We start from the raw sequence: 25,735 nt of genomic DNA, 5'->3' as shown, positions 1-25,735 counted from the left end.
TTATGGTCTCAGGTATTTATCCAAAAACGTAAAAATTTTCTCAGTGTTTTCCGGTGTCCTAAAAAATGCCTCTGCATGGTCCACCTGCGAAAAAAGTTCAAGAGTTACCTTGTCCTGTCCGATTATTTTCTCCAGCTTATCTGCAAATAATATACTCTGCTGAAATGGAACAACCGTATCAGCCAGTCCATGCTGGATAAAAAAAGGAGGGCAGTCTTTTGTAATGTAATTTTCCGGATTTGCCAGTTCACATAAATGAGGAACCTTACAGGGGGCCATTCCGAAGAGCATCCCCCCCATTGACTCGTCATTTGTACATGCCTCATTGGGATTCATGCCATATTGCCTGTGCTGGCGTTCCAGTTTCGTGATGTCTATAATTGGGTATAAAGCAACCACACACTGTACTGCGGAACTTTCTCTTGGATTCCCCATATCCAGGTCTTCCAACTGGGGAACCGCTGCACCGGTTCCTGCAAGTGAGGCAAGATGCGCTCCGGCGGATAACCCCCATAGTCCGATTTTATCCGGATTGATGTGGTATGCAGCAGCATTTGCCCGCAGATACCGGATGGCTGCTTTGATGTCATATATCTGTATAGGAAAATGTCCGTGCACGCTCCATGTATATTGCAGCGATACCACAGCATAACCCCGTTTTAACCCCTGGAGGACCGGTTTGATTTTCAGGGAGCTTTTTGCCCCGTAATACCAGCCGCCCCCATGTATATCCACAATGACAGGAAAGGGACCCTCTCCCTGTTCCGGCAGATATATGTCCATCACCTCATCGTCGGTGCACTCTGCGTACCGCACATTCAAAAACTTGCGGTGCAAATCCGGAGTCTCCAAAACAGTGGCTGTTTCTTCACTCTCGACTAAAACCATATTCTTGTCTCCTTTTATGATGAACGAATCTTATTTCAGGCTGGCCAACCCTTGAATTTGTATGAATTAATTATATTTAATTAGTCATTTTCAGGCAATATTCATACTGTTCTCATTTTCCATTTAATAATGTGCACACTGCATATTTTCTTTGCATTTTAAAAAAATCCTATCCTGTCCAGGTCCTGATTTTGGTATCCCCCCTGCGTCTTGCAAGATTAAATGGTACATGTTAAGATAATTCAGAAAATGTGATAACAGATGGAGGTAACGCTTTGAATGCTTTTGAAATGGCCCATGTATCCCAAAAATTTGTACAACACCTTCAGGGGGCCCTGGCAGAACATGGAATATGCCTGAGCATAACCAATCTGCGCGGCTCAATCATTGCCAGTGCCAATGAATGCTATCTGGGAAAATTCTGCGAACCCGCATTCCGGGCCATTAATGAGAATCAGACAGTCCATATAACATCCCAGGGCCTTTCCCAATTATCCAATGCCCGGGAAGGTATTTACATCCCCCTTCATCACGGGCAAAGTTTTCTGGGGGCACTTAGTCTGGAAGGCAATCTGCTGGAGGCTAAATCGTTGGAATCCATGTGTATGCTGACTGCCCAGTCCTTTTATGAAATGGAGTTTTATAAAGAAGCATATTGGGGAAAACTGGACCAACGAAATATCTTCACAAAAATACTCTTATATTGTGAAGAAGACCCCTTTCCGTCAGAAGTCCATCATATAACTGAGAAATTTAATATTGATACCTCCATAGTACGTGTTCCCATATTATTTATTCTCAGATACAATGAATTAAGTGAAGAAAAACTGATAACGGAATTCAAACGAAATCCATCCTACAGCAGCCAGGATATTATCTGCATTACCCGCGGACAGAATGCAGTTGTGTTCAAGTCACTCTCCCGGGACCCCTCCCAATCCATTTCGCAGTATCGTGACCTGGTGGATATCTATATAAGAAATGCCCAGGAGCTAAATATCAACGACGGGCGTCCATTCATATGCACGGTGGGCTCTCTTCAGGATAATTTATTGAACTACCACAGGGCCTTCCGTCATACATTGTGGGTCTGCAATAATTGTGCGGATGTAACCTGCGAACATGCCACAATGATTTACTATTTTTATGATTATGTTTTTGAATATATACAGAGCCAGATTGATATGGAGGAAAGTACAATGATATTCAATGTTTTTTCTGAGGTCCTGCTTAATAAAGAATGGGATTCATTTTCGCGTAATATGGGAACATTGCTCCGAAATAACATGAATATTTCTACCAGTGCAAAAGAACTGTATCTTCATCGCAACACACTGATTAACTGGATAAACAGATATAAACAGCTTTTCAGGATTGACCCTGTCAATGACAACACCGGAAGGGAATTCACACAGCAGCTTTATTACTTTTATACCCACTCCCTCACCCCTTAGCTGACTCAAAAGAACTACAAGCCAATACAAAAAGGGTATCCCGAGGCAGTTCATGCCCTCCGGGATACCCATAATCTGTTTCTATACGGAATTATACTAATTCAATCAGAACTTCCATAGCGCCATCGCCCTTACGCTGGCCAATCTTAACGATTCTGGTGTAACCACCATTACGGCCTACATACTTAGGAGCAACGTCGTCAAAAATCTTAGCTACCAGGTCAACGGACTTGGTATTTTTCTTCTTTCCTGCAGCAGCAGCCGGAACCTCGGTCACTCCGTAGAGAACCTTTAACATCTGTCTCCTGGCATGCAGTCTGGAAGGCATATCTTTCTTGATTTCCTTCTCTACCTCATCGTATACGGTAACTCTCTTGCCGTCTACAACTTCTTTAACCCTCTTGCCGTCTTTGTCCTTGCGGGCAACCTTAGCGGTAACCTTTACAGTCTCGAAGTTATCCTTCTCCTTAACTGCCATGGCAATCAGACCTTCTGCAACCTTGCGGATTTCCTTTGCACGGGTCTCAGTTGTCCTGATGTGTCCATGATATAACAGCGCTGTTACCTGGCTTCTGATTAAAGCCTTTCTCTGGTCGGAAGTTCTTCCTAATTTTCTATATCCTGCCATTTTATTTTCCTCCATTATTGTGGAACACCTTCACCATGCTTCTTTGGACTTACTGGCATCGGCGTTTTCGCCCACTTATTCTATTTGGCTCTCTCAGTCATGCTTCTTTGGACTTACTGACCGGGAGTAAAGCTCCCTCACTGCGTTCGGTCTGTGCGGAAACGCAAACTCCGCTTCGCTGCGCTCCCTCACTGCGTTCGGTCGCTTAGTTGTCGTCGCTTGGATTCAGCTGTAAGCCTAATTCCTTTAACTTAGCCAGCACTTCCTCTAAGGACTTGCGGCCTAAGTTACGAACCTTCATCATATCCTCTGAGGTCCTGTTGCACAGTTCTTCCACTGTGTTGATGCCGGCTCTCTTCAGACAGTTGTAGGAACGAACGGAAAGCTCCAGTTCGTCGATATTCATCTCAAGCACTTTCTCTTTCTCATTGTCTTCCTTCTCTACCATGATTTCAGCGGTCTTGGCATTCTCGGAAAGATCAATGAACAGGTTCAGGTGCTCGCTTAATACCTTGGCGGCCAGGCTGACAGCCTCATCGGGAGCCAGGGTGCCGTTGGTATAAATCTCAAGTGTAAGCTTATCGTAGTCCGTCTGCTGTCCCACACGTGTATTGGCTACCGCCATATTCACGCGCTCCACAGGAGTGTAGATGGAATCAACTGCTATGACCCCGATTGGTAAATCGTCGTTCTTATTCTTATCGGCGCTGATATAGCCGCGGCCTTTGGTGATGGTAAGCTCCATATAGAACTTGCTGTCTGTGCCGCCGCTTAATGTGGCAATAATCTGGTCGGGATTCATAATCTCGATATCAGCATCTGCCTGGATATCAGCTGCAGTAATTACACCTTCGCCTTCAAATTCAATGTATGCAACCTTGGGCTCATCGGTATCGCTGTTGTTCTTAATCGCTAAGCTTTTGATGTTCATAATAATTTCAGTCACATCTTCCTTAACTCCGGGGATGGAACTGAACTCATGCAAAACGCCATCGATTTTTACCTGACTCACTGCGGCTCCGGGTAAAGAAGAAAGCATGATTCTCCTTAAGGAATTGCCCAGCGTAGTGCCGTAACCTCTCTCAAGTGGTTCAACTACAAACTTGCCGTATCTCTTGTCTTCTGAAATCTCTGCGATTTCAATGTTTGGTTTTTCAAAATCGAACACTAATAGCCCCTCCTTTTTGGGTTTCTATCAAATCTCGAGGGAAATAAAGCACTGCAAAGCAGTGCACTGCCCAAACACAGCCCAAGGCGTAAGTTCGGGTTTTTCATCCTGCAAAGTACGCCTGCCCCACAGAGGACAGGCATACCTTGTACAATTTATAAACAATTGTAGGATTACTTGGAGTACAACTCGACGATAAGCATTTCGTTTACTGGAACATCAATTTCATCCCTGGTCGGCATTTCCTTAACGGTGCCGCGCAGGTTCTCCTGGTCTACATCCAGCCAAGCCGGAACCAGACGTCCTCCGGTTACTTCCAGGATGTCTTTATATCTCTGTGCGGATTTGTACTTCTCCTTCACTTCGATAACATCGCCGGCCTTAACGCGGTAGGATGGAATGTTAACTGGCTTGCCGTTAACCAGAATGTGCTTATGGTCAACAATCTGTCTTGCTTCTTTACGTGTACGGCCCAGACCCATGCGGAACAGCACGTTGTCCAGTCTGCACTCTAACAGAATCATCAGGTTAGTACCTACCATACCATTCATCTTGGATGCCTTGGCATAGTAATTACGGAAAGGTTTCTCTAATACGCCGTAAATGAACTTGGCTTTCTGCTTTTCTCTTAACTGCATGCCGTATTCACTTAACTTCTTGTTTGTTCTCTTGGATTCTCTGTTGGACTTTTTATCAATTCCTAAATAGATTGGGTCCAGACCAAGGGACCTACATCTTTTAAGAACAGGAACTCTATCTACTGCCACTTTAATTACCTCCTAATTAAAATCAATCAGACTCTTCTACGTTTTGGCGGACGGCATCCGTTATGTGGAACCGGTGTCACGTCCTTAATGCTTGTTACTTCCAGCCCGCATGCCTGAAGGGCGCGGATTGCTGCCTCACGTCCTGAACCAGGACCCTTAACCATAACGTCTACGGATTTTAAGCCATGTACGAGAGCTGCCTTTGTAGCAGTTTCTGCCGCCATCTGAGCTGCATATGGAGTAGATTTTCTTGAACCTCTAAATCCCAGACCGCCGGCACTAGCCCATGATAAAGCGTTACCCTGTGCATCAGTTAATGTAACGATTGTGTTATTAAAAGATGACTGGATATGTGCCTGTCCGCGTTCAACGTTTTTCTTTACACGCTTTTTTGTCACTTTTTTTGCTGTAGTGGACACTTTTTTAGCCATTTTAAACTAACCTACTTTCTCATTTTCTTGAATTCGCTCTTCCTGTTTTTAAAACATGTAAATCGAATTCGGTTACGATGTTACTAAATTACTTTTTCTTGTTTGCTACTGTCTTCCTCGGACCCTTGCAAGTTCTGGCGTTGGTCTTGGTCTTCTGGCCACGAACCGGCAGGCTCTTTCTATGACGGATTCCTCTGTAGCATCCAATTTCCTGAAGTCTCTTGATGTTCATAGCAATCTCTCTACGAAGATCACCTTCAACAGTCTGAGTCTCAGCGATTGTTGTTGCCAGCTTCTTCACCTCATCATCGGTTAAATCCTTAACACGAGTGTCTGGGTTAACGCCAGCTGCTGCTAAGATGCGGTTGGAGCTTGCTCTACCAATACCGTAGATGTAAGTAAGACCGATCTCAACACGTTTTTCTCTTGGTAAGTCAACACCTGAAATACGAGCCATGTGTGTAGTACACCTCCTAATTTTAATTAACCTTGTCTCTGTTTATGCTTTGGATTTTCACAAATTACTCTGATACTGCCTTTTCTCTTTATGATCTTGCATTTTTCGCAGATCGGCTTTACGGATGATCTAACCTTCACAGTAATTCTCCTTTCTATAGACCAACAAAGTTGCTAAAGCATTATATCAAACATTTAGCAATAATGCAAGCACTTTTTTATCTATTGTGTTTTATGTTCTTTTCCCGGCCAGCCGGTGCATTACATGACTGTACCCGCCGGAAAACTGAACTCTGTTTTTACTCTGTCCCGAAGCAGCCGGCATACTGCTTCACCGTATCTCCGGGACACCCGGGCTGCGCCGGGATGTGCCTGGACAGCGCTCCGAAAAACGCCTCTTATTTATCTCTCCAAATGATTCTGCCCTTGGATAAATCATATGGCGACAGCTCAATGGTTACTTTATCTCCCGGCAGGATGCGGATATAGTTCATACGGAGCTTTCCGCTGATATGCGCCAGTACCTGATGGCCGTTTTCCAGTTCAACCTGGAACATGGCGTTGGGCAATTTTTCAATTACGGTTCCTTCAATTTCAATTACGTCTGCTTTTGACATTCTATTTTACCTCCTACTGCCTGCGGCTGCGGATGAAGCCTGCTATCTCTTCATCCCTCACCGCCGCGCCTTCTGTAAGCTTCTTCCTTAAGGTTTCATCGTGCTCATTTATGAGCTGCAAGTGTTTCCTGTTCTTGCGTTTCTGTTTACTTAAAGGGTGTTTCCTGCCGTCTGACAGATAAACATATTCCCCTTGGACACTGATTATGATATACAGTTCATTTTTGTCGTGACCTGCTAAGCTCTTTACCAGGCCGGCTTCCTTAAACTCTACCATAGGGCCACCTCAAACTACAGCGATAAAATCTCAGGTTCGCCATCCGTAATCAGGATGGTGTTCTCATAATGGGATGCCAGAGAGCCGTCCTCTGTCACAACGGTCCAGCCGTCATCCTCCCATACTACATCATAGCGCCCTGCAGTAATCATAGGTTCAATTGCGAGTGTCATTCCGGCAGCCAGCTTAATGCCTTTACGGCGCTGGGCGAAATTTGGAATCTCCGGTGCTTCGTGCATCTCCGTACCGATTCCGTGACCTACCAGGTCCCGGACCACTCCGAAGCCAAAGCTCTCTGCATATTCCTGAATGGCTTTGGAAATATCATTGAGATGATTGCCCGCTTTTGCGTACTTTATACCTTCAAAAAAGCTCTGCTGGGTCACCTCTACCAGTTTCCTGGCCTCCTCACTCACTTCTCCAATCATATGGGTCCTGGCTGCATCGGACTGATATCCCTTCCATATAACGCCTGTATCCAGGCTGACGATATCGCCTTCTTCCAGATAGCGGTGCTTATCCGGAATGCCGTGAACCACCTCATCGTTGATGGATATACACACAGATGCCGGAAAACCCTGATAATTCAGAAAGGATGGAACACATCCATGACTTCTTATCATATCTTCACACATCCGGTCGATTTCTTTGGTAGACATACCCGGTGCCAGACTCTTGCCAAGCTCCTCATGGACCTTTGCAAGTATACGCCCTGCTTCCCGCATTAATTCAATTTCCCGTTCTGATTTAATCGTTACCATTCTTTATGCTCCTAAAATCCTGACAATGGCCTGGAATACTTCTTCCATATCCAATGTGCCATCTACCTCGGCTAAAACGCCTGCCTTTTTATAATACTCTATGAGAGGCTGGGTCTGGTCATGATAGACATCAAGACGCTTTTTAACAGTTTCAGGTTTATCATCATCCCTAAGTACCAGCTGCTGGCCGCATACATCGCAGATTCCCTCTTTTTTAGGCGGATTGTATACGATATGATATGTTGCCCCGCAGGAAAGGCATGCGCGGCGTCCGGACATACGGTTTATGATGTTCTCATCAGGGACATCCACGTTGATTGCATAGTCAATGGCCTCTCCCATGTCGCCCAGGGCCTTTGTAAGACTCTCTGCCTGGGGAATAGTCCTTGGGAATCCGTCCAGTACATATCCGTTTTTGCAGTCCGCCTCATGAATACGGTCAAGCAGCATGCCGATGGTGATTTCATCCGGCACAAGGCCGCCTGCATCCATATAGGACTTAGCTTTCATACCCAGCTCCGTGCCGTTCTTAATATTGGCCCGGAATATATCCCCGGTCGAGATATGGGGAATCTGATATTTTGCTGCAATCTTTTTAGCCTGAGTGCCCTTACCTGCACCAGGTGCGCCTAACATGATAATCTTCATACAACCAATCCTCCTCGTTATGAGCACTTAGCGGGTGTCTTTTGGCCGCTTACGTGCGATACATGTCATCTCCACTTGGTGAGGTCCTCCACGAACCTAGTGGAGTGGCTCGTTATGAGCACTTAGCGGCTGTATTCTAGCCGCTTACATGCGATACATGCCGCTGGCACTTAGTGAGGTCTTCCACGAACTTAGTGCAGCGGTTCGTTATGAGCACTTAGCAATATGCTATAAATACAACAAATCCGCCCCTGTGGAATACCACAAAGGCAGATTGATTGATTCAACTGTGGTTGTTAATCGTTCAAAAATCCCTTATAATAACGCACAAGCATCTGAGATTCTACTGCTTTGATTGTCTCAAGCACAACGCCCACAATAATAATCAGGGAAGTTCCGGAAAATGAGATTCGGCTCACATTGAGTAAACCGGACGCAAGAATCGGAACAATCGCAATGACTATCAGGCCGCATGCACCAATAAAAACAATATAATTCAATATCTTATTCAAATAATCGCTGGTTGGCTTGCCAGGACGGATGCCTGGGATGAAGCCGCCCTGCTTCTTCATGTTATTGGCCACTTCCAACGGATTAAAGGTAATGGACGTATAGAAGTAAGCAAACATAATCAGCAATGCAATATAAATCACCAGGCCGATGGAGTATATAGGATACTCAGGCCTGCACCATGAACCCGAATTGAGTACCATCAGAATCTTACTGCCGATGGAATTTGGGTCAATCGTAAAGAACTGAGAAATCACCACCGGGAATGACATGATGGAAGAAGCAAAGATTACCGGCATAACACCTGCGGTATTTATCTTCAGTGGGATGTTGGAAGCCTGTCCGCCAACCATCTTACGGCCAACCATCTTCTTGGAATACTGGACCGGAATTCTTCTCTCCGCATCGTTCAGCACGATAACGAAAACTACCATAGCCAGGATAACCAGGGCAATCACTACAACACTGAAAATCATCTTTGTAACCGTCTGTCCGAAAATAAAACGGTAATAAAGGGTCTTCATATCATCCGGCACACTGGACAGGATGTTGAACAACAGTACAATTGAGATACCGTTTCCAACGCCCTTTTCCGTAATCTGCTCGCCAATCCACATGAGCAGGGCACTGCCCGTTGTCATGGTTACAATGGCGATGATGATGTTCCACGCATTATAGTCTATAAGAAGTCCCTGACGTCCGAAGCCGATGGCCATGGCACTTGATTCAATCAGTGCCAGGCCCACGGTGGTGTAACGGGTGTATTCCTGAATCTTCTTTCTTCCGTCCTCGCCATCCTTCTGCAGCTCTTCCAGTTTAGGAATCGCAATGGTCAGCAGCTGGATGATGATGGAAGATGTGATGTATGGCGTAATGCTCAGGGCAAAGATGGACATAGATGAAAATGAACCACCTGTCATGGCATTAAAGAAGCCAAACACATCCGTTGTCTGTTTCGCAAACCAATTCGCAAAGAACGATGTTTCAATTCCAGGAATCGGCAGCTGGCTGCCAAAACGGATGACCACCAGCATCATGAAGGTATAGAGAATCTTAGTGCGAAGCTCTTTTACCTTGAATGCATTTCTGATCGTTTTAAACATTAGATCACCTCGCAGGTTCCACCTAAAGCTTCGATTTTAGATTTTGCACCTTCACTGAATGCATTAACCTTAACGGTCAGCTTTTTGGTTAATTCTCCATTTCCAAGAATCTTTACACCATCTCTTGGATTCTTAACGATGCCAGCCTCGATTAAGGTCTCAACCGTAACCTCAGCATCATTATCGAACCTTTCCAGAGCGCTTACGTTAATACCAACAATGGTCTTAGAATTCATATTAGTGAAACCACGCTTTGGCAGACGTCTGTATAAAGGCATCTGTCCGCCTTCAAAGCCAGGTCTTGTTGCTCCGGAACGAGCTTTCTGACCCTTATGGCCCTTACCAGCGGTCTTACCATTACCTGAACCGTGGCCACGGCCTTTTCTAAAATTATCGCTGTGCTTTGAACCTGCAGCAGGCTGTAAATTTGATAACTCCATGACTGCACCTCCTTACTTTATCTGATTAGATTTCTTCCACTTTTACTAAATGCCGCACTGCTGCGACCATGCCTCTGACAGCGCCATTATCTGGCATCTCAACCGTCTTGTGCATCTTGGTCAGTCCAAGAGCCTTAACCGTTGCTTTCTGCTTTGGAACAGCACCGATAGGGGACTTGACTAATGTGATTTTTAATTTCTCTGCCATGTCTTTCTCCTCCTATTAGCCTACGATTTCTTCCACAGATTTGCCGCGCAGTCTTGCGAATTCTTCCGGAGTCTTTAAGGAAGTAAGGCCTGCAAGAGTTGCAAGGACTACATTTGTCTTGTTATTGGACCCTAAAGATTTTGTACGGATGTTCTTGATTCCTGCCATCTCCAGTACGGAACGCGCTGGACCGCCGGCAATAACACCAGTACCTTCAGGAGCTCTCTTCAACAGAACAGCTGCACTTCCGAATTTACCGATAAAATCATGTGGGATACTCTTATTCTCATCTACAGGAATCTCTACCAGATTCTTAATTGCGGCTTCTTTACCTTTGCGGATAGCCTCCGGAACCTCGCCGGCCTTTCCTAAACCTGCGCCAACGTGGCCATTGCCGTCACCAACTACTACCAGAGCGGAAAATCTCATGGTACGTCCACCTTTAACAGTCTTGGATACTCTCTTGATTGCCACTACTTTGTCATTCAGCTCCATCTGACTGGCATCAATAATTGTACGCTTCATGCTTGTTCTCCTCTCTATTAGAAATCCAGACCAGCCTCGCGGGCTGCATCTGCTAATGCCTGAATTTTGCCCTGATATATAAAGCCGCCTCTATCGAAAACAACTTCCTTGATACCTTTTTCAAGGGCTCTCTTTGCAATGACTGTACCTACATATGCTGCAGCTGCCTTATCGTTGGTCTTCTCCAGTTCAGCCTTTACTTCTTTCTCAACTGTGGAAGCAGCAACCAAGGTGTTACCAACCGTATCGTCGATAATTTGAGCATACATATGATTATTACTTCTAAACACTGCCAGACGCGGTCTCTCTGCTGTGCCAGCAAAACGGTTACGCATTCTGTTGTGTTTCTTTACGCGAATTTCGCTTCTTGACTGTTTGTTAACCATTTTTACACTCTCCTTAATTATTTCTTACCAGTCTTACCAACTTTACGTCTGATAACCTCGTCAGCATACTTGATACCCTTGCCCTTGTATGGCTCAGGTCTTCTCTTGTCTCTGATTTCAGCAGCGTATTGGCCAACTTTTTCTTTACTGATACCTTTAACGATAATCTTGTTCTGACCTTCCATAACGGTCTCGATGCCCTCCGGGTCTTCCATCTCTACCGGATGGGAATAGCCCAGGTTCAGGGTAAGCTTCTTGCCCTGCTTAGCGGCTCTGTAACCAACACCGTTAACTTCAAGAACTTTCTCATACCCTTCTGTAACACCATGAATCATGTTGTTAACCAGGGTTCTGGTCAGACCATGTAAAGATTTCATCTTCTTTAAATCGTTTGGTCTGCTTACGATAATCTGTCCGTCTTTCTGCTCGATGGACATCTCTACTGGGAGTTCTCTCTCTAATGTTCCCTTTGGACCTTTTACAGTCACTTTGTTTCCTTCTGCGATTGTAACAGTAACTCCTGCCGGAACCGCAACTGGCATTCTACCTATACGTGACATGCCTTTACCTCCTACTTAAATTCTCGGAAGGAACTGTGCGTTCCTTCTGTTTTCAGTTTCCTCTATCTCACCATTACCAAACAAATGCCAATACTTCGCCGCCAACGCCTAACTGACGTGCTTCCTTATCTGTAATCACGCCCTGATTGGTGGAAATGATAGCGGTACCAAGTCCGCCCAGCACCTTGGGAAGCTCTTCCTTGTTAGCGTATACACGCAGACCCGGTTTGGAGATTCTCTTGATACCGGAAATGATTTTCTCGTTCTTATCTTTGCCATACTTTAAGGTGATTCTGATGGTTGCGAAACCGCCGTCCTCTACCATGTCGTACTTTGCAACATAACCCTCTTTTACCAGGATGTCAGCGATAGCTATTTTCATCTTGGATGAAGGTACGTCTACTGTATCATGTTTTGCAGTATTTGCATTACGGATTCTTGTAAGCATATCTGCAATCGGATCGCTCATTGTCATTTTAAAATGCCTCCTTCTCTATAAATATTCTCCTGTTCCCCACTGCGTTTCATGGGGAATATACTCCTCCCTGCGTTCGGAGTATCGGCTTTCGCACTAAGTTCGTGAACTACCTCACTAAGTGCTTAATGCCTACCAGCTAGCTTTCTTAACGCCAGGAATCTGCCCCTTGTATGCCAACTCGCGGAAACAGATACGGCAGATGCCGTATTTTCTTAAGTATGCATGTGGACGGCCACAGATTCTGCAGCGGTTGTACTCTCTGGTGGAGAATTTAGCCGGACGCTGCTGTTTAATCTTCATTGAAGTCTTAGCCATGAAAGTTTCCTCCTAACTATTTTGCAAACGGCATATTGAATAATGTCAAAAGTTCACGAGCTTCTTCGTCAGTCTTAGCGGTGGTAACGAAGATGATATCCATACCTCTTACCTTGTCAACTTTGTCGTACTCAATCTCAGGGAAGATAAGCTGCTCTTTGATACCGAGCGCATAGTTTCCCCTGCCATCAAATGCGTTAGGGTTAACACCTCTAAAGTCACGTACACGGGGCAGTGCCAGGTTTACCAGACGGTCAAGGAATTCATACATTCTCTCGCCGCGCAGTGTTACCTTGCAGCCGATTGCCATGCCTTCACGGAGCTTAAAGTTAGCAATGGACTTCTTTGCCTTGGTGGTTATAGCCTTCTGTCCGGAGATGATTTCCAAATCCCTTACAGCAGAATCCAGAACCTTGGCATTTTCCTTTGCTTCGCCTACGCCCATGTTGATAACAATCTTATCAAGCTTCGGCACCTGCATAACGTTCTTGTATCCAAATTTTTTCATCAGAGCGTCTACCATCTCGTTCTGATACTGTTCTTTTAATCTAGCCAACGTTTTTTTCCTCCTCTCCTGAATTAGTCGATTACTTTGCCGGTTGTCTTTGCTACGCGAACCTTCTTGCCGTCTTTTTCTTCAAATCCGACCCTGGTTGCCTTGCCGTCTACTACCAGCATTACATTGGAGATATCAATAGGAGCTTCCTGGTTAACGATGCCGCCCTGCGGGTTGCCGGGAGCCTGCTTTGTGTGCTTGGTAACCATGTTGCAGCCCTGAACCAGAATTTTGTTCTTCTTTGTATCAACAGAGATAACTTTTCCCTGCTTATCTTTATCTTTACCTGCGATTACGACTACTAAGTCGTCCTTCTTAATCTTATTCACAGTAACACCTCCTTATAATACTTCGGGAGCTAAGGAGACAATCTTCATGAACTGTTTGTCTCTTAATTCTCTTGCTACAGGCCCAAAGATACGAGTTCCTCTTGGAGTCTTGTCGTCCTTAATAATTACTGCTGCATTCTCATCAAATCTGATGTAAGAACCGTCTTTACGGCGTGCGCCCTTAACGGTACGTACCACTACAGCCTTTACAACATCGCCCTTCTTTACAACACCGCCTGGTGTTGCATCTTTAACGGAAGCAACGATGATATCACCGATATTTGCATATCTTCTGGTTGAACCACCTAATACACGGATGCAGAGAAGTTCTTTTGCACCGGTATTGTCGGCAACTTTAAGTCTTGTTTCCTGCTGAACCATACCTGTTACTCCTTCCTCATCTCATTATCTAGCTTTCTCGATAATCTCAACAAGTCTCCATCTCTTATCCTTGGACAGTGGTCTTGTTTCCATTACTTTAACTGTATCACCGATAGTGCACTCATTCTTTTCATCATGAGCTTTTAACTTAACAGTCTTCTTAACAATCTTACCGATTACAGGATGTTTTACATGGTCCTCGATAGCAACCACAATGGTCTTATCCATCTTGTTGCTGACCACTTTACCGGTACGGGTCTTTCTTAAATTTCTTTCCACGGTAAATGTCTCCTTTCGCATTATGCGTTAGCCTTCTCAGTGATAACAGTCTGGATTCTGGCAATGTTCTTGCGAACTTCTTTAATCCTGGAGGTGTTATCCAGCTGATTGGTTGCATTCTGGAATCTCAAATTGAACAGTTCCTTCTTCGCAGCTACTAACTCTTCATTCAGCTCATTTGCTGACTTGTTCTTTAACTCTTCTACTAATTTATTAGTTTTCACTGTTATCACCGCCTTCTAAATCTGCTTTAGAAACAATCTTACACTTGCATGGCAGCTTGTGCATAGCAAGACGCAGAGCTTCTCTAGCTGTTTCCTCTGGTACGCCAGCGATTTCGAATAATACGCGGCCTGGCTTTACAACTGCTACCCAGTACTCCAGAGCGCCTTTACCGGAACCCATACGGGTTTCTGCTGGCTTTGCTGTTACAGGTTTATCCGGGAAAATCTTAATCCAGACTTTACCGCCACGCTTGATGTAACGGGTCATGGCCACACGGGCAGCCTCAATCTGGTTTGATTTAATCCAACATGGTTCAGTGGAGACTAAACCGTACTCGCCGTTAGAAATCGTGTTGCCTCTTAATGCCTTACCGGCCATGGAACCACGGAACTGCTTACGACGCTTAACTCTCTTAGGCATTAACATTATTTATCGCTCCCTTCCTTGTTTCCTTTAGTAGGAAGAACTTCGCCCTTGTAGATCCATACCTTAACGCCAATCTTGCCGTAGGTGGTATCTGCTTCTGCGAAACCATAGTCAATATCTGCTCTTAATGTCTGAAGCGGGATGGTACCTTCGCTGTAGAATTCGGTACGTGCCATATCAGCTCCACCCAGGCGGCCTGCAACTGCGGTCTTGATACCCTTAACGCCAGCCTTCATGGTTCTGCCCATGGTGGACTTCATTGCACGGCGGAAGGAAACACGGTTTTCCAGCTGTCCTGCGATGGACTCTGCAACCAGCTGTGCATCCCTGTCAGGACGCTTGATTTCCTTGATGTCGATGAACAGCTTCTTGTCGGTCAGCTTCTGAACTTCCTTCTTCAGCTTCTCGATTTCAGAACCACCCTTACCGATAACCACGCCTGGCTTAGCGGTGTAGATGATAATCTTAACCCTGTCAGATGCACGCTCAATTTCAATCTTGGAAATGCCGGCACTGAACAGTCTCTTTTTCAGGAACTTTCTCATATTGTAATCTTCAACCAGGCAGTCAGCAAAATCAGCTTCTGCATACCACTTGGAATCCCAGTCTTTAATAACACCGACTCTTAAGCCGTGTGGATTAACTTTCTGTCCCATATTTGCCTCCTATCTCTCATTCAGAACAACAGTGATGTGGCTCATTCTCTTCTCGATTCTGTAAGCACGTCCCTGAGCTCTTGGTCTGACTCTCTTCATGGTTGGTCCCTGGTTGGCGTAGCACTCTTCAACATAAAGTTTTGCCGGGTCCATTCCGTTATTGTTCTCAGCATTTGCTGCTGCTGATTCCAGTAACTTCTTGATTAAGCTGGAAGCGTATCTGGGATTGTAAGTTACAATACCAAGTGCGGTCTGTAAATCTTTGCCTCTGATGGCATCTAATACAAAGCAAGCCTTCTGGACAGACACTCTTGCGTAAGATAATGTTGCGCTGGGTCTTGTGTCCTTCTGGGCATTTCTTTCTCTCTTGACTTGGGATCTATGTCCTTTTGCCATTGGTAAAACCTCCTTTCAAATCTAAAGCCCTTTTCTGCCGGGCATAATGGTATACCCGGAGGGTATTTCAACTCTGACGCCCCTTCTTTTCAAGGCATAATTGTATACCCGAAGGGTATTTCAATTTCCGTGGATTACTTTCTCACGCCGGACTTCTTCTCGTCTTTGCCGTGACCTCTGTAGGTTCTGGTTGCTACGAATTCGCCCAGCTTATGTCCTACCATATCTTCGGTTACATATACCGGAACGTGTTTCCTGCCGTCATGAACTGCAATTGTGTGACCAACCATCTGAGGGAAGATTGTAGAACGGCGGGACCAGGTCTTGATTACCTGCTTCTGTCCTGCTGCATTCATAGCGTCTACTTTCTTTAACAGATGCGCATCTGCAAATGGTCCTTTTTTCAGTGAACGAGCCATGTGTTCTTAACCTCCTTTAACTATTTGATGGTTCTGCCATCACGTCTTCTTACGATTAACTTGTTAGACTGCTTGTTTTTCTTTCTGGTCTTCAGACCCAGAGCAGGCTTGCCCCATGGTGTGCATGGACCCGGACGTCCGATACCACACTTGCCTTCACCACCACCGTGCGGATGGTCGTTGGGGTTCATGACGGAACCGCGGACCGTAGGTCTGATACCCATGTTGCGCTTCCTGCCAGCTTTACCAATGTTAATCAGGGAGTGCTCACCATTGCCTACAACACCGATTGTTGCGCGGCAGATGATTGGAACCATTCTCATTTCACCTGAAGGTAAACGTAAGGTGGCATACTTGCCTTCCTTAGCCATCAGCTGTGCTGAATTGCCGGCGGAACGGACTAACTGGCCGCCCTTGCCAGGATATAACTCAATGTTGTGCACCTGGGTACCAACCGGGATGTGATACAGCGGCATGCAGTTTCCAAGCTTAGCCTCTGCTGTATCGCCGCTCATAACCTTCATGCCGTCGGTTAAGCCCTGTGGCGCCAGGATGTATGCCTTCTCGCCGTCTGCATAGCAAATCAAAGCGATGTTGGCAGTTCTGTTGGGGTCATACTCGATACCGATAACAGTTGCGGGGATGCCATCCTTGCTGTTTCTCTTAAAATCAATGATTCTATATTTTCTTCTGCTGCCGCCGCCTCTGTGACGTACAGTGATTTTACCCTGATTGTTACGACCTGCGTTCTTGTTCAGAGATACTACCAGTGATTTCTCCGGAGTGCTCTTTGTGATTTCCTTGAAATCAGAACCGGTCATATGTCTTCTGGAAGGTGTATAAGCATTATACTTCTTAATTCCCATGACATTTAACTCCTTTTCTTTTTCTTTTCACGGCGTATGGCTTTGGTTGGGATATCTGGATATCCCGGATGCCGTATAAGTTCTCCGTCCGGATGTATCCGGCGGGTAAATGTTTTGTTGGATTAAGGCATTCTTAACCGCAACAGGCAATTACAGCCCCTGGAAAATTTCAATCTCTTTGCTGTCTTCTGTCAGCTTAATGATTGCTTTCTTGGAAGCAGCTGTCTTGCCGAAGGTCATTCCCCTTCTCTTGGTCTTGCCTTCGCAGTTCATGGTGTTCACGCTGGCAACCTTGGTGCCTGGGAACATCTTCTCAACAGCCTCTTTAATCATAGACTTGTTAGCGTCTACATGTACCATGAAAGTATACTTCTTATCGCCCATGGCATTCATGCTCTTCTCAGTGATGACTGGTTTTAAAATGACGTCATAGTACTTGATATCTGCCATTATGCGTACACCTCCTCGATGGATGCAACAGCAGCCTTGGTAGCCACTACTGTGTTGTACTTCAGAATGTCGTATACGTTGATGGAGCCGACCTGGGAGGTCTTAACGCCTGCAATGTTCCTTGCAGATAATACTGTATTCTGATTATTGTCAGCCAGAACCACCAGAGCCTTGGATACCTTCAGGTTATCCATGACATTCTGGAACTTCCTGGTCTTAATCTCGTCAAACTTAAGCTCATCTACTACGATAAACTTGTTATCCTGAACACGGCTGGTCAGAGCAGACCTGAGTGCAGCTCTCTTTTCCTTCTTGTTCAGTCTGATTGTGTAATCCCTTGGTGTCGGAGCGAATACTACGCCGCCGCCCTTCCACTGAGGAGACCTGGTTGAACCCTGTCTTGCATGACCGGTTCCCTTCTGTCTCCACGGCTTTCTGCCGCCGCCGGAAACCTCAGAACGTGTCTTTGCTTTCTGTGTTCCCTGACGTTTATTTGCAAGCTGTGCAACAACTGCAAGATGTACCAGGTGCTCGTTAACTTCTACACCGAACACGGCATCGTTCAGTTCTAATGTGCCAACTTCTTTACCTTCCATATTGTAAACAGATACGTTTGCCATTTGTGTGTTCCTCCTTTCCTATAAAAGCTTACCTTTCAACCTTAACGGTTTCTTTGATTGTTACCAGGCTCTTCTTTGGTCCTGGTACTGCGCCCTTAACAAGAATCAGGTTATTGTCAACATCAACCTTGACAACCTCCAGATTCTGAACGGTAATCTGCTTGCTGCCCATGTGACCCGGCATTCCCTTGCCCTTGAATACGCGGCCTGGGGTTGTAGCGGAACCGTTGGAACCCTGATGGCGGTGGAACTTGGAACCATGTGCCATAGGTCCTCTGTGCTGTCCAAATCTCTTGATGGCGCCCTGGAAGCCTTTACCCTTGGAAATAGCGGTTGCATCAATCTTATCGCCTGCAGCGAAGATGTCTGCCTTAATCTCATCCTTAACGGAATACTCTTCCGCATTCTCAAACTTGAATTCTCTTACAAACCTCTTGTAAGAAACGCCGGCCTTATCAAAATGGCCTTTCTGGGGCTTGCTGACCAGTTTGTCCCTCTTGTCAACGAAACCAACCTGTACTGCTTTGTAACCATCGTTCTCAGCTGTCTTAACCTGTGTTACCACACAAGGTCCTGCCTGAAGTACGGTTACCGGAATTAAAGCACCATTTTCATTGAAAATCTGGGTCATTCCGACTTTTGTTGCCAAAATCGCTTTCTTCATTGTCTTACCTCCTGTTTCATGATCTACAGCGGAATGCTTTCGCATTCATCCTAGAACAGCCTAATATACGTGGAACACTATGAACCGCCTGGCGGTATGTTGATTCCTCAACAGGAAATGCAGTGTTGCTTCTATATTTAAACCCTTCAGGATATAAACATTTTGCTTGAAAACAAAATCTTCGGGATAAATTATTTTGTCTTCATCTTGATGTCGATGTACACACCAGCCGGCATTTCCAGTCTGGACAGTGCATCAACTGTCTTCTGGCTTGGAGCTGTGATATCGATGAGTCTCTTATGAGTCCTCTGCTCGAACTGCTCTCTGGAATCTTTGTACTTATGAACCGCACGCAGAATGGTTACTACCTCTTTCTTGGTTGGTAACGGCACCGGTCCGCTCACCTGTGATCCTGTTTTCTTTACAGTTTCGATGATTTTTCCGGCAGACTGATCTACCAACTGATGATCATAAGCCTTTAAAGTGATTCTCATTACTTGACTTGCCATAAAAAAAGTCGCCTCCTTTTCGCACTTTCAAACCAAGTACGACAAGCGGTGACTGTACACGTTTCCGTGTGTGTCCTAAGAGAACTCCACACTGATTCTGCGCTCTAACATTGCAGTTTCTTTAATTGGTACAGTGACTTGTCGCCAGTTTCCTAACTTGACATTCGCTCCACGGAAAACCTGCCTCACTTTGTGGGCAGCAACCTCACGCTTCAACGCTATCATGCCACAGCCTTTGTATGATAGCACATATTCCAAATAAATGCAAGTATTTTTTTTATTTCTTTTCGGCTTGCTGTTCTGATAAAATAAAAAGGAAAGACTCCCCATTTATTATAGAAGTCTTTCCTTAAATCAATCATTTCAGTCACATACAGCCAGCTGCATCCGGCTGTTTATTCTGTGCAGTATGGCTCTACCGGCTCCTGTGCGTAAGAATCCACATCGCTGTCATCGTCTGCCTTTGTCAGCTCCCCGGAACTGTTGGTTGTGAACTTAACTCCGTCGCTGTTCTTTACATTGCTGCCCTTCATAACCTTGCCGGAGGCGTTAACCACATAGTTTCTGCCCTCCACCCGGTAGCATACGTATTTCTGGCCGTCTGTTGCCTTCTGAAGCTTTCCTTTATAGTATAAGTAGTTATCCTTAACCCCGTTGACGCCCCGCCCATTGTCCAGGAAATAGAAGTCGCTCTTGTTGCCGTCGTCCTCGGTCACCTTCATCTTTCCCTTCTGGACACAGCTCTTGTTCTTATCCCCAAAGTAGAATGCCGTCCAGTCATCCTCGCCGGAGCCGGTGTAGACTTTTTTAAGTCCATATACCGGATTTCCCAGGTGGTTAAACAGATAAGACTTGCCGTTCAGCTTCACTATGTCGCTGGTGGTAAGGCGCTCGGAATCAGCTGCCCTGGGCTTGCCGCTGTTGGTGAAATAAAACCACTCCACCGCTTCCTCATAACCGCTCAGCTCCTCAGGCGGTTCAATGGAATACCATCCAATCTTGGCCTTGCCGTCAGAACCAAAGTACATGAAATCCTCAATGGAATCATTGGTGGTGGATTTTACGTTCTTCCAGCCTGTCTGCATGGCCCCGTTCTCGTCAAAACAGTAATAGGTTCCATCTATCTTACGGGCTGTATAATCCCCGTCCGAACTGTCCGGCGCATACTTTTTACCGTTGGAGGAAAAGTAATACCAGTACCTGCCGTCATCATCGGTCACGCTGTCAATCCCCGGCGTTACCTTATCCCTGTAATCATCATCGTCATCCGGAGGATACAGCTTCTGCCAGCCTGTCCGCATAACGCCGTCAGAACCGGTATAATACATATCATCCAGAATCCAGCCAATCTCCATACGGCCGTCGCCGTTAAAATGGTACCACTTATTATCAATTTTCTTCCAGGCGTCCGTAATTACCTTGCCGCTGCTGCTGAAATAATACCACTCATATTCACCCTGGTCGCCGGTAAGCTTAAGCCATTTATCCGTAAGCATGATACCGTTGCTGTCCATGTAATAATCAGACTCAACCCATGCATTGGTGGCCATAACGCCCTCGCCGTTCAGATAGCGCCACTGGTTGTCCGCCCCTTTTTTCCATGTATTATATATTTTATTCCCATTGGAGTCATAGTAGACCCAGGTGCTCCCCGATTGAGACCAGCCCTCTGCCGCCAGGGCAGATATCGTAGCCGTACCAAAGGACAGCACTGCTGCCAGGGCCCACACTGCCACCATCTTTTTCTTCATATGCTCAGCTCCTCTTCCCATCTGCATTCACGCACATCAGCCCTGTTTCCACAGAGGCTGATAATCCTATGGTATATTGTATCAAGGCTCCCTCAATTATTCAACCTAATTTATCTTTCAATTCTATTACAATTTAGCTGAACCGTGCCTATTTTTCCGAAAATGTACCGAATACTTGACGGAGCCGCAACATTTAGACTATACTCATTACTATCAGTATTATATATGGAAGAAACGAGGTTAAACAAATATATGTGGCTTGCAGATGAGTGGAAGGATTATGAAGTGATAGACTGTTCAAAGGGCGAAAAACTGGAGCGCTGGGGTGACTACCTGCTGGTGCGCCCGGACCCCCAGGTCATATGGGACACCCCCAGGAACCACAGAGGCTGGAAGAAAATGAACGGCCACTATCACCGCAGCAGCAAGGGCGGAGGCGAGTGGGAATTCTTCCATCTTCCTGAGCAGTGGTCCATTGGCTACAAAGGGCTCACATTTAATCTGAAGCCCTTCAGTTTTAAACACACCGGCCTGTTTCCTGAGCAGGCTGCAAACTGGGACTGGTTCGGAGCCAGAATCCGCGGTGCAGGACGCCCGGTCAAGGTGCTGAACCTGTTTGCATACACCGGCGGAGCCACCCTGGCTGCGGCAAAGGCAGGCGCCAATGTCACTCATGTGGACGCCTCCAAGGGCATGGTGGCCTGGGCCAAGGAAAACGCCCAGTCCTCAGGCCTGTCCGAAGCTCCCATCCGCTGGATTGTGGATGACTGCGTGAAATTCGTGGAACGGGAAATCCGCAGGGGCAATCACTACGATGCAGTCATCATGGACCCGCCCTCCTATGGCCGCGGGCCAAAGGGGGAAATCTGGAAAATAGAAGATGCCATTCACCCCCTTGTCAAGCTGTGCGCACAGCTGTTGTCGGACAAGCCCCTGTTCTTCCTCATTAATTCCTATACCACAGGACTGGCTCCCGCAGTTCTCTCCTACATGATAGGCGTGGAAATTGTTCCCCGTTTCGGCGGGACCGTATGCGCAGAGGAGGTTGGCCTGCCGGTCACCCAGACAGGTCTGGTGCTGCCCTGCGGTGCGTCCGGCCGCTGGGAAGCATAGCACAGGGAAAAAGCCCTGCAGCAGATATATTCCTGCTGCGGGGCTTTTCCGTATTCTTCCTGTTCTTCTCTGTTTTCTCCTGTTACCGTCTGCATCTTCCTACTCCAGCAGCCTCCCCACATCCAGCTTTCCCCACCCCTGCTGGTTATGCGGAAGTCCCAGATCCAGGGCACGTTCTCTGATGCGCAGCTTCACATCCTTGTTGCTCATATCCGGATACTTCTCCAGCAGCAGGGCTATGGCGCCCGACACAAGGGGCGTGGACATGCTGGTGCCTGATTTTGAAAAATATTTGCCGGGCTCATTGCAGCAGCTGATAATGCCTGAGCCCGGCGCTACCAAATCCGGCTTGCAGACACAAGCCAGTGTGGGGCCTCTTCCGGAGTAATCCACCATACGGCTTCCCATGACATCCACCTCCTTGTGGTCGTCCGAGCAGCCCACTGTAATGACCTTGCGGCTGATACCGGGCGTTGTGATAGTCATCCGGCCCGGCCCATGGTTGCCGGCTGCCACCACCACCACCAGGCCGTCATCCCATGCAGCATTCACGCCCCGCACCAGAATGGAGTTCTCCGTCATGTCCCTGCGCGACAGGGAGCCCACGGAGATGTTTACTATACGGATATTATATCTGTCCCGGTTTTCACGTATCCATTTAAGGCCGGTCAGCACATCCGTGGCATATCCATTTCCCTTCTGGTCCAGTACCTTCACTGATATGAGACTGCATCCCGGAGCCACTCCTCTGTATTTTCCTTCGGAGGAAATACCGCTTCCTCCAATCATTGCAGCTATATGGGTGCCATGGCCATTGTCGTCATAGGGCAGTGCGCGGTGGTTTACAAAATCAGCAAAGGCTGTCACTCTATCCTTGAAATCCTCATGGAGGTAAATACCGGTGTCCAGTACAGCCACACCCACTCCTTTACCCGTAATACCCATGGAATAAACTTCTTCACAATTAATGTCTTCTCTCGCCTGATTCACATCACGATTTTCTCCTTTTTTATTAGGATATTCTATCATGAAGGAATCTGTGCCATGGCGCCAGTCACTGCGGACCGGCAGTCATGGCTGTCAGGCAGCCCAGACCGCCTGAAAGGCCCAGTAAATACTTACCTTAAAATGAGGAAGGAACCTGCGCCTGCCGGTCCACATCTATTATACCGTAGGTATTGATTCTCAGCTTTGGGATAACAGGAAGACTTACAAATGCCAGGGTCATGAATGGGTCTATATCGCTGCTGATTCCAAGCTCTCTTGTCCGGGTCTTCAGCGCCTCCAGCTGTTCATCCACCTCCTGTACGGATAACCGGCTCATGATGCCGCCAATAGGAAGGGCAAGCTCACCCAGTACTTCTCCATCCAATACCACGGCCAGGCCTCCGCCGTTCTTTCTCACTGTATTGGCAGCCAATACCATATCATTATCATTGGTCCCCACCACAATCAGGTTGTGGGAATCATGGGCAACGCTGGTGGCCACAGCCCCCTTCTTAAGACCGTATCCGCCTACAAACCCCAGTCCCCTGTGCCCGGTATGAAGGTGGCGTTCAAACACCGCTGCCTTCACAATATCCTGCTCCGTATTGACGCCGGGAGCCAGTCCCGGCATATCCTGCCAGGGCACAAGACGCTCCTCTGTGAGGAGTTCGTGGGGCTTAAACTGTATCACCCGCTGCATGGTCCCCTTCCGCTCCAGCACCAGGTCTTCCTGAGTGACCTCATCCATATGGAACGAATCAAACACCCTTGGAAAGGCAGCTTCCCGGCCGCTGGCTGCAGAGTCTGCAAAAGAGCCGGGACCGTCATCTGATGCCGGGACACCGCAATCTGTTATCATGGCACCATCCTTGGCCGCCAGAACGCCGTCCTTGTACACTGCTTCCACCCGGAACTCCTTCAAATCCCCAAGCACTGCCAAATCTGCTCTCAGACCGGGCATGACAGCTCCCCTGTCCTTCAGTCCGAAATACCGGGCCGCATTAAAGGTTCCCATCTTAATGGCCCGTATGGGGTCTGCTCCCAGGGATACAGCCTTGCGGATGATGTAATCAATATGTCCCATGGAAATCAGGTCGCCGGGATGTTTATCATCTGTCACCAGCATGCACCGCTCATAATAGGGAGCTTCAAACAGCGGCATCAGAGCTTCCAGGTTCCGGGCAGCTGTTCCTTCCCGTATCATAATCCACTGTCCTCTTCCGAATTTCTCCAGCGCCTCCCCTGCGTCCGAACACTCATGGTCCGACCAGACCCCGGAACACACATAGGCATTCAGCTGGTTTCCTCCCAGGAAAGGCGCATGGCCGTCTATGACCTTGCCCCTGGTTCCCGCCTCTCTCAGCTTCTCCAGCAGGTCCTCCTGGCCCGCTACCACCCCCACTGAATTCATTACCTCTGCCAGTCCCAGAACCCTGGGATTCTCATAATATGGTTTTATATCCTCCGCCCCCAGCACGGCTCCGGACTCATCCAGTCCAGTGGAGGGCACGCAGGAAGGCATCACGAAAAATGCATCCAGGGCCAGTCCCTCCGTGGCCTTTAACATATAATCCACGCCCTGGCAGCCTGCCACGTTGCCAATCTCATGGGGGTCTGTGATAACAGCTGTTGTGCCGTGGGGAAGGACTGCCCTTTCAAACTCCGGCGGTGACACCATGGAGCTTTCAATATGTATATGCCCGTCAATAAAGCCGGGACAGATAAACCTGCCTGCCATGTCTATATTGGTAAGTCCGTCGTATTCTCCTATACCGGCTATGCAGCCGTCCTCAATGGCTATGTCCCCAACCTCTGTGCGCTCCGTAAATACATTGACGATTGTTCCCCCTTTCAGCACAAGGGATGCTTTCCTTCTTCCGGAAGCAACGTCCATCATTTTCTTTAAATCATTGTATTGTCTCACACAAATACCTCCTTCTGTCTATTCTTCCCCCAATGTATTTGATATCATAATACTATAATCGATATAAAAGTACAATATTCTGAAATTATTAAATTTTTATACGAATTATCACTACTTCTTCATCTATTTGGTTTTTCTGCAAAATTTTTACATTCCAGCATGAAAATGCTTGTATTTCCGCTTCATCGTGCTATAATAGTCTCATGGAAGTATAGCTCAGCTGGGATGAGCGTTCGCCTCACACGCGAAAGGTCATGGGTTCGAGCCCCATTACTTCCATTTTTCATACCCATTTTCAGTTTACGATTCCATTTCATTTTTCTTTCATGTCCGAAAGCCTGTTTTTTCCAGTGTTCCGTTTTTCCCCTTGCAGCCTTATTTGTATCCACGGCCTTGTCCGGGGGGTGGGAATTATCAATTTTAAGATTTTCTTAATAATCTATTCAAAGAACATTCAAACATTCCGGAGGATTGCATGCTATACTAAGTACATAAGAAATGCACGAATGTTTAACAACTATCCTTCAACCCTTTTTGAAAATCCGAAAATCCTAAAGAAAATTG

General features: G+C 46.7%; 38 protein-coding genes and 1 tRNA gene. 3 read left to right on the top strand and 36 right to left on the bottom strand.

Going from position 1 to position 25,735, the window contains the following annotated elements:
* Positions 1–888: an alpha/beta hydrolase gene (locus tag FGS84_RS18625; RefSeq protein ID WP_138309929.1), complete on the bottom strand. Its 888-nt coding sequence runs from the start codon at positions 886–888 to the stop codon at positions 1–3.
* A gap of 275 nt (positions 889–1,163) precedes the next feature.
* Here FGS84_RS18625 and FGS84_RS18620 point away from each other — a divergent pair, with 275 nt between their 5' ends.
* Positions 1,164–2,342 carry a sugar diacid recognition domain-containing protein gene (locus tag FGS84_RS18620; protein ID WP_138309928.1) on the top strand — a complete coding sequence of 393 codons (1,179 nt, stop codon included), beginning with the start codon at positions 1,164–1,166 and terminating at the stop codon, positions 2,340–2,342.
* Positions 2,343–2,433: 91 nt separating this feature from the next.
* Here the strand turns inward: FGS84_RS18620 and FGS84_RS18615 are convergent, their stop codons facing one another.
* The 33 genes from FGS84_RS18615 to FGS84_RS18450 form a co-directional block, all read right to left on the bottom strand.
* Positions 2,434–2,970, bottom strand: a complete 537-nt coding sequence (locus FGS84_RS18615; protein ID WP_138309927.1) for a L17 family ribosomal protein — start codon at positions 2,968–2,970, stop codon at positions 2,434–2,436.
* Positions 2,971–3,175: 205 nt separating this feature from the next.
* Positions 3,176–4,138 (bottom strand): DNA-directed RNA polymerase subunit alpha, encoded by a 963-nt coding sequence (locus FGS84_RS18610; protein WP_002566486.1) that lies wholly within the window; start codon positions 4,136–4,138, stop codon positions 3,176–3,178.
* A 173-nt stretch (positions 4,139–4,311) separates the two neighbouring features.
* Positions 4,312–4,905 carry a 30S ribosomal protein S4 gene (rpsD, locus tag FGS84_RS18605; RefSeq protein WP_138309926.1) on the bottom strand — a complete coding sequence of 198 codons (594 nt, stop codon included), beginning with the start codon at positions 4,903–4,905 and terminating at the stop codon, positions 4,312–4,314.
* A gap of 26 nt (positions 4,906–4,931) precedes the next feature.
* Entirely contained in the window at positions 4,932–5,336 is a 405-nt protein-coding gene (gene rpsK / locus FGS84_RS18600) for a 30S ribosomal protein S11 (RefSeq protein ID WP_002566488.1), read from the bottom strand.
* 88 nt (positions 5,337–5,424) lie between these two features.
* Positions 5,425–5,793 carry a 30S ribosomal protein S13 gene (gene rpsM / locus FGS84_RS18595; protein WP_138309925.1) on the bottom strand — a complete coding sequence of 123 codons (369 nt, stop codon included), beginning with the start codon at positions 5,791–5,793 and terminating at the stop codon, positions 5,425–5,427.
* A gap of 26 nt (positions 5,794–5,819) precedes the next feature.
* Positions 5,820–5,933, bottom strand: coding sequence for a 50S ribosomal protein L36 (gene rpmJ / locus FGS84_RS18590; protein WP_003497809.1), 114 nt, complete (start codon positions 5,931–5,933; stop codon positions 5,820–5,822).
* 257 nt (positions 5,934–6,190) lie between these two features.
* Entirely contained in the window at positions 6,191–6,409 is a 219-nt protein-coding gene (infA, locus tag FGS84_RS18585) for a translation initiation factor IF-1 (RefSeq protein ID WP_002566490.1), read from the bottom strand.
* Positions 6,410–6,422: 13 nt separating this feature from the next.
* Positions 6,423–6,686, bottom strand: a complete 264-nt coding sequence (locus FGS84_RS18580) for a KOW domain-containing RNA-binding protein (RefSeq protein ID WP_138309924.1) — start codon at positions 6,684–6,686, stop codon at positions 6,423–6,425.
* Positions 6,687–6,700: 14 nt separating this feature from the next.
* Positions 6,701–7,447, bottom strand: a complete 747-nt coding sequence (gene map / locus FGS84_RS18575; protein ID WP_138309923.1) for a type I methionyl aminopeptidase — start codon at positions 7,445–7,447, stop codon at positions 6,701–6,703.
* A 3-nt stretch (positions 7,448–7,450) separates the two neighbouring features.
* Positions 7,451–8,095: an adenylate kinase gene (locus FGS84_RS18570; protein WP_138309922.1), complete on the bottom strand. Its 645-nt coding sequence runs from the start codon at positions 8,093–8,095 to the stop codon at positions 7,451–7,453.
* Between the two features lie 296 nt (positions 8,096–8,391).
* The gene (gene secY / locus FGS84_RS18565; protein WP_138309921.1) at positions 8,392–9,708 is read right to left on the bottom strand and encodes a preprotein translocase subunit SecY; all 1,317 of its coding nucleotides are present in this window, start codon (positions 9,706–9,708) and stop codon (positions 8,392–8,394) included.
* On the bottom strand, positions 9,708–10,148 hold the full coding sequence (gene rplO, locus FGS84_RS18560; protein ID WP_138309920.1) for a 50S ribosomal protein L15: 441 nt from the start codon (positions 10,146–10,148) through the stop codon (positions 9,708–9,710). The genes secY and rplO overlap by 1 nt, the downstream gene beginning before the upstream one ends.
* Positions 10,149–10,173: 25 nt before the next feature.
* A complete protein-coding gene (rpmD, locus tag FGS84_RS18555) occupies positions 10,174–10,356 on the bottom strand; it encodes a 50S ribosomal protein L30 (RefSeq protein ID WP_027642388.1) in 183 nt (60 codons plus the stop codon).
* 15 nt (positions 10,357–10,371) lie between these two features.
* Positions 10,372–10,881, bottom strand: a complete 510-nt coding sequence (gene rpsE, locus FGS84_RS18550) for a 30S ribosomal protein S5 (RefSeq protein ID WP_002566497.1) — start codon at positions 10,879–10,881, stop codon at positions 10,372–10,374.
* A 17-nt stretch (positions 10,882–10,898) separates the two neighbouring features.
* Complete coding sequence (gene rplR / locus FGS84_RS18545; RefSeq protein ID WP_027642389.1) at positions 10,899–11,267, bottom strand: 50S ribosomal protein L18; 369 nt, start codon at positions 11,265–11,267, stop codon at positions 10,899–10,901.
* A gap of 17 nt (positions 11,268–11,284) precedes the next feature.
* Entirely contained in the window at positions 11,285–11,827 is a 543-nt protein-coding gene (gene rplF / locus FGS84_RS18540; RefSeq protein WP_138309919.1) for a 50S ribosomal protein L6, read from the bottom strand.
* 73 nt (positions 11,828–11,900) lie between these two features.
* Positions 11,901–12,302, bottom strand: coding sequence for a 30S ribosomal protein S8 (gene rpsH, locus FGS84_RS18535; RefSeq protein ID WP_027642391.1), 402 nt, complete (start codon positions 12,300–12,302; stop codon positions 11,901–11,903).
* A 132-nt stretch (positions 12,303–12,434) separates the two neighbouring features.
* Positions 12,435–12,620, bottom strand: a complete 186-nt coding sequence (locus FGS84_RS18530) for a type Z 30S ribosomal protein S14 (protein ID WP_002566501.1) — start codon at positions 12,618–12,620, stop codon at positions 12,435–12,437.
* A gap of 16 nt (positions 12,621–12,636) precedes the next feature.
* On the bottom strand, positions 12,637–13,176 hold the full coding sequence (gene rplE / locus FGS84_RS18525; RefSeq protein ID WP_002566502.1) for a 50S ribosomal protein L5: 540 nt from the start codon (positions 13,174–13,176) through the stop codon (positions 12,637–12,639).
* Positions 13,177–13,199: 23 nt separating this feature from the next.
* The gene (gene rplX, locus FGS84_RS18520; RefSeq protein WP_002576421.1) at positions 13,200–13,505 is read right to left on the bottom strand and encodes a 50S ribosomal protein L24; all 306 of its coding nucleotides are present in this window, start codon (positions 13,503–13,505) and stop codon (positions 13,200–13,202) included.
* Between the two features lie 12 nt (positions 13,506–13,517).
* Positions 13,518–13,886, bottom strand: coding sequence for a 50S ribosomal protein L14 (gene rplN / locus FGS84_RS18515; RefSeq protein WP_002566504.1), 369 nt, complete (start codon positions 13,884–13,886; stop codon positions 13,518–13,520).
* A 24-nt stretch (positions 13,887–13,910) separates the two neighbouring features.
* Positions 13,911–14,186: a 30S ribosomal protein S17 gene (gene rpsQ / locus FGS84_RS18510; protein ID WP_002566505.1), complete on the bottom strand. Its 276-nt coding sequence runs from the start codon at positions 14,184–14,186 to the stop codon at positions 13,911–13,913.
* Positions 14,186–14,389: a 50S ribosomal protein L29 gene (gene rpmC / locus FGS84_RS18505; protein WP_138309918.1), complete on the bottom strand. Its 204-nt coding sequence runs from the start codon at positions 14,387–14,389 to the stop codon at positions 14,186–14,188. The genes rpsQ and rpmC overlap by 1 nt, the downstream gene beginning before the upstream one ends.
* On the bottom strand, positions 14,379–14,816 hold the full coding sequence (gene rplP / locus FGS84_RS18500) for a 50S ribosomal protein L16 (protein WP_002566507.1): 438 nt from the start codon (positions 14,814–14,816) through the stop codon (positions 14,379–14,381). The genes rpmC and rplP overlap by 11 nt, the downstream gene beginning before the upstream one ends.
* Positions 14,816–15,472, bottom strand: coding sequence for a 30S ribosomal protein S3 (gene rpsC / locus FGS84_RS18495; protein WP_027642395.1), 657 nt, complete (start codon positions 15,470–15,472; stop codon positions 14,816–14,818). The genes rplP and rpsC overlap by 1 nt, the downstream gene beginning before the upstream one ends.
* 9 nt (positions 15,473–15,481) lie before the next feature.
* Positions 15,482–15,868 carry a 50S ribosomal protein L22 gene (gene rplV / locus FGS84_RS18490; RefSeq protein ID WP_002566509.1) on the bottom strand — a complete coding sequence of 129 codons (387 nt, stop codon included), beginning with the start codon at positions 15,866–15,868 and terminating at the stop codon, positions 15,482–15,484.
* A 134-nt stretch (positions 15,869–16,002) separates the two neighbouring features.
* Positions 16,003–16,287 (bottom strand): 30S ribosomal protein S19, encoded by a 285-nt coding sequence (gene rpsS, locus FGS84_RS18485; RefSeq protein WP_002566510.1) that lies wholly within the window; start codon positions 16,285–16,287, stop codon positions 16,003–16,005.
* A gap of 20 nt (positions 16,288–16,307) precedes the next feature.
* Complete coding sequence (gene rplB, locus FGS84_RS18480; protein ID WP_027642397.1) at positions 16,308–17,153, bottom strand: 50S ribosomal protein L2; 846 nt, start codon at positions 17,151–17,153, stop codon at positions 16,308–16,310.
* A 150-nt stretch (positions 17,154–17,303) separates the two neighbouring features.
* Entirely contained in the window at positions 17,304–17,603 is a 300-nt protein-coding gene (gene rplW / locus FGS84_RS18475) for a 50S ribosomal protein L23 (RefSeq protein WP_138309917.1), read from the bottom strand.
* Entirely contained in the window at positions 17,603–18,223 is a 621-nt protein-coding gene (gene rplD / locus FGS84_RS18470; protein ID WP_138309916.1) for a 50S ribosomal protein L4, read from the bottom strand. Before rplD ends, rplW begins: the two co-directional genes overlap by 1 nt.
* A 28-nt stretch (positions 18,224–18,251) precedes the next feature.
* Positions 18,252–18,887, bottom strand: a complete 636-nt coding sequence (gene rplC / locus FGS84_RS18465; RefSeq protein ID WP_138309915.1) for a 50S ribosomal protein L3 — start codon at positions 18,885–18,887, stop codon at positions 18,252–18,254.
* A gap of 191 nt (positions 18,888–19,078) precedes the next feature.
* Positions 19,079–19,396, bottom strand: coding sequence for a 30S ribosomal protein S10 (gene rpsJ / locus FGS84_RS18460; RefSeq protein WP_002566515.1), 318 nt, complete (start codon positions 19,394–19,396; stop codon positions 19,079–19,081).
* A 395-nt stretch (positions 19,397–19,791) separates the two neighbouring features.
* A complete protein-coding gene (locus FGS84_RS18450; protein ID WP_138309913.1) occupies positions 19,792–21,147 on the bottom strand; it encodes a cell wall-binding protein in 1,356 nt (451 codons plus the stop codon).
* Positions 21,148–21,399: 252 nt separating this feature from the next.
* On the opposite strand from FGS84_RS18450, the gene FGS84_RS18445 reads away from it, so the two are divergent.
* A complete protein-coding gene (locus FGS84_RS18445) occupies positions 21,400–22,260 on the top strand; it encodes a class I SAM-dependent methyltransferase (protein WP_138309912.1) in 861 nt (286 codons plus the stop codon).
* A gap of 99 nt (positions 22,261–22,359) precedes the next feature.
* Here FGS84_RS18445 and FGS84_RS18440 read toward each other — a convergent pair whose 3' ends face one another.
* Positions 22,360–23,250 (bottom strand): S8 family peptidase, encoded by an 891-nt coding sequence (locus tag FGS84_RS18440; RefSeq protein WP_138309911.1) that lies wholly within the window; start codon positions 23,248–23,250, stop codon positions 22,360–22,362.
* 133 nt (positions 23,251–23,383) lie between these two features.
* Positions 23,384–25,144 carry an adenine deaminase gene (ade, locus tag FGS84_RS18435; RefSeq protein ID WP_207739961.1) on the bottom strand — a complete coding sequence of 587 codons (1,761 nt, stop codon included), beginning with the start codon at positions 25,142–25,144 and terminating at the stop codon, positions 23,384–23,386.
* A gap of 232 nt (positions 25,145–25,376) precedes the next feature.
* Between ade and FGS84_RS18430 the strand changes: the two genes are divergently transcribed.
* Positions 25,377–25,450, top strand: a tRNA-Val gene (locus tag FGS84_RS18430).
* The last annotated feature ends 285 nt before the right edge of the window (positions 25,451–25,735 follow it).

Source organism: Clostridium sp. 1001271st1 H5 (assembly GCF_005845215.1).
In the GTDB taxonomy this organism is placed as follows: Bacteria; Bacillota; Clostridia; order Lachnospirales; family Lachnospiraceae; genus Enterocloster.
This window is presented reverse-complemented; position numbering and strand designations above follow the sequence as displayed.

Coding starts and splice junctions, on each gene's coding strand:
- FGS84_RS18625 (WP_138309929.1), bottom strand. CDS start 888: ATGGTTTTAGTCGAGAGTGAAGAAACAGCCACTGTTTTGGAGACTCCG.
- FGS84_RS18615 (WP_138309927.1), bottom strand. CDS start 2,970: ATGGCAGGATATAGAAAATTAGGAAGAACTTCCGACCAGAGAAAGGCT.
- rpsK (WP_002566488.1), bottom strand. CDS start 5,336: ATGGCTAAAAAAGTGTCCACTACAGCAAAAAAAGTGACAAAAAAGCGT.
- rpsM (WP_138309925.1), bottom strand. CDS start 5,793: ATGGCTCGTATTTCAGGTGTTGACTTACCAAGAGAAAAACGTGTTGAG.
- infA (WP_002566490.1), bottom strand. CDS start 6,409: ATGTCAAAAGCAGACGTAATTGAAATTGAAGGAACCGTAATTGAAAAA.
- FGS84_RS18580 (WP_138309924.1), bottom strand. CDS start 6,686: ATGGTAGAGTTTAAGGAAGCCGGCCTGGTAAAGAGCTTAGCAGGTCAC.
- map (WP_138309923.1), bottom strand. CDS start 7,447: ATGGTAACGATTAAATCAGAACGGGAAATTGAATTAATGCGGGAAGCA.
- FGS84_RS18570 (WP_138309922.1), bottom strand. CDS start 8,095: ATGAAGATTATCATGTTAGGCGCACCTGGTGCAGGTAAGGGCACTCAG.
- secY (WP_138309921.1), bottom strand. CDS start 9,708: ATGTTTAAAACGATCAGAAATGCATTCAAGGTAAAAGAGCTTCGCACT.
- rplO (WP_138309920.1), bottom strand. CDS start 10,148: ATGGAGTTATCAAATTTACAGCCTGCTGCAGGTTCAAAGCACAGCGAT.
- rpmD (WP_027642388.1), bottom strand. CDS start 10,356: ATGGCAGAGAAATTAAAAATCACATTAGTCAAGTCCCCTATCGGTGCT.
- rpsE (WP_002566497.1), bottom strand. CDS start 10,881: ATGAAGCGTACAATTATTGATGCCAGTCAGATGGAGCTGAATGACAAA.
- rplR (WP_027642389.1), bottom strand. CDS start 11,267: ATGGTTAACAAACAGTCAAGAAGCGAAATTCGCGTAAAGAAACACAAC.
- rplF (WP_138309919.1), bottom strand. CDS start 11,827: ATGTCACGTATAGGTAGAATGCCAGTTGCGGTTCCGGCAGGAGTTACT.
- rpsH (WP_027642391.1), bottom strand. CDS start 12,302: ATGACAATGAGCGATCCGATTGCAGATATGCTTACAAGAATCCGTAAT.
- FGS84_RS18530 (WP_002566501.1), bottom strand. CDS start 12,620: ATGGCTAAGACTTCAATGAAGATTAAACAGCAGCGTCCGGCTAAATTC.
- rplN (WP_002566504.1), bottom strand. CDS start 13,886: ATGGTTCAGCAGGAAACAAGACTTAAAGTTGCCGACAATACCGGTGCA.
- rpsQ (WP_002566505.1), bottom strand. CDS start 14,186: ATGCGAAAGGAGACATTTACCGTGGAAAGAAATTTAAGAAAGACCCGT.
- rplP (WP_002566507.1), bottom strand. CDS start 14,816: ATGTTAATGCCTAAGAGAGTTAAGCGTCGTAAGCAGTTCCGTGGTTCC.
- rpsC (WP_027642395.1), bottom strand. CDS start 15,472: ATGGGACAGAAAGTTAATCCACACGGCTTAAGAGTCGGTGTTATTAAA.
- rplV (WP_002566509.1), bottom strand. CDS start 15,868: ATGGCAAAAGGACATAGATCCCAAGTCAAGAGAGAAAGAAATGCCCAG.
- rpsS (WP_002566510.1), bottom strand. CDS start 16,287: ATGGCTCGTTCACTGAAAAAAGGACCATTTGCAGATGCGCATCTGTTA.
- rplB (WP_027642397.1), bottom strand. CDS start 17,153: ATGGGAATTAAGAAGTATAATGCTTATACACCTTCCAGAAGACATATG.
- rplW (WP_138309917.1), bottom strand. CDS start 17,603: ATGGCAGATATCAAGTACTATGACGTCATTTTAAAACCAGTCATCACT.
- rplD (WP_138309916.1), bottom strand. CDS start 18,223: ATGGCAAACGTATCTGTTTACAATATGGAAGGTAAAGAAGTTGGCACA.
- rplC (WP_138309915.1), bottom strand. CDS start 18,887: ATGAAGAAAGCGATTTTGGCAACAAAAGTCGGAATGACCCAGATTTTC.
- rpsJ (WP_002566515.1), bottom strand. CDS start 19,396: ATGGCAAGTCAAGTAATGAGAATCACTTTAAAGGCTTATGATCATCAG.
- FGS84_RS18450 (WP_138309913.1), bottom strand. CDS start 21,147: ATGAAGAAAAAGATGGTGGCAGTGTGGGCCCTGGCAGCAGTGCTGTCC.
- FGS84_RS18445 (WP_138309912.1), top strand. CDS start 21,400: ATGTGGCTTGCAGATGAGTGGAAGGATTATGAAGTGATAGACTGTTCA.
- ade (WP_207739961.1), bottom strand. CDS start 25,144: ATGATGGACGTTGCTTCCGGAAGAAGGAAAGCATCCCTTGTGCTGAAA.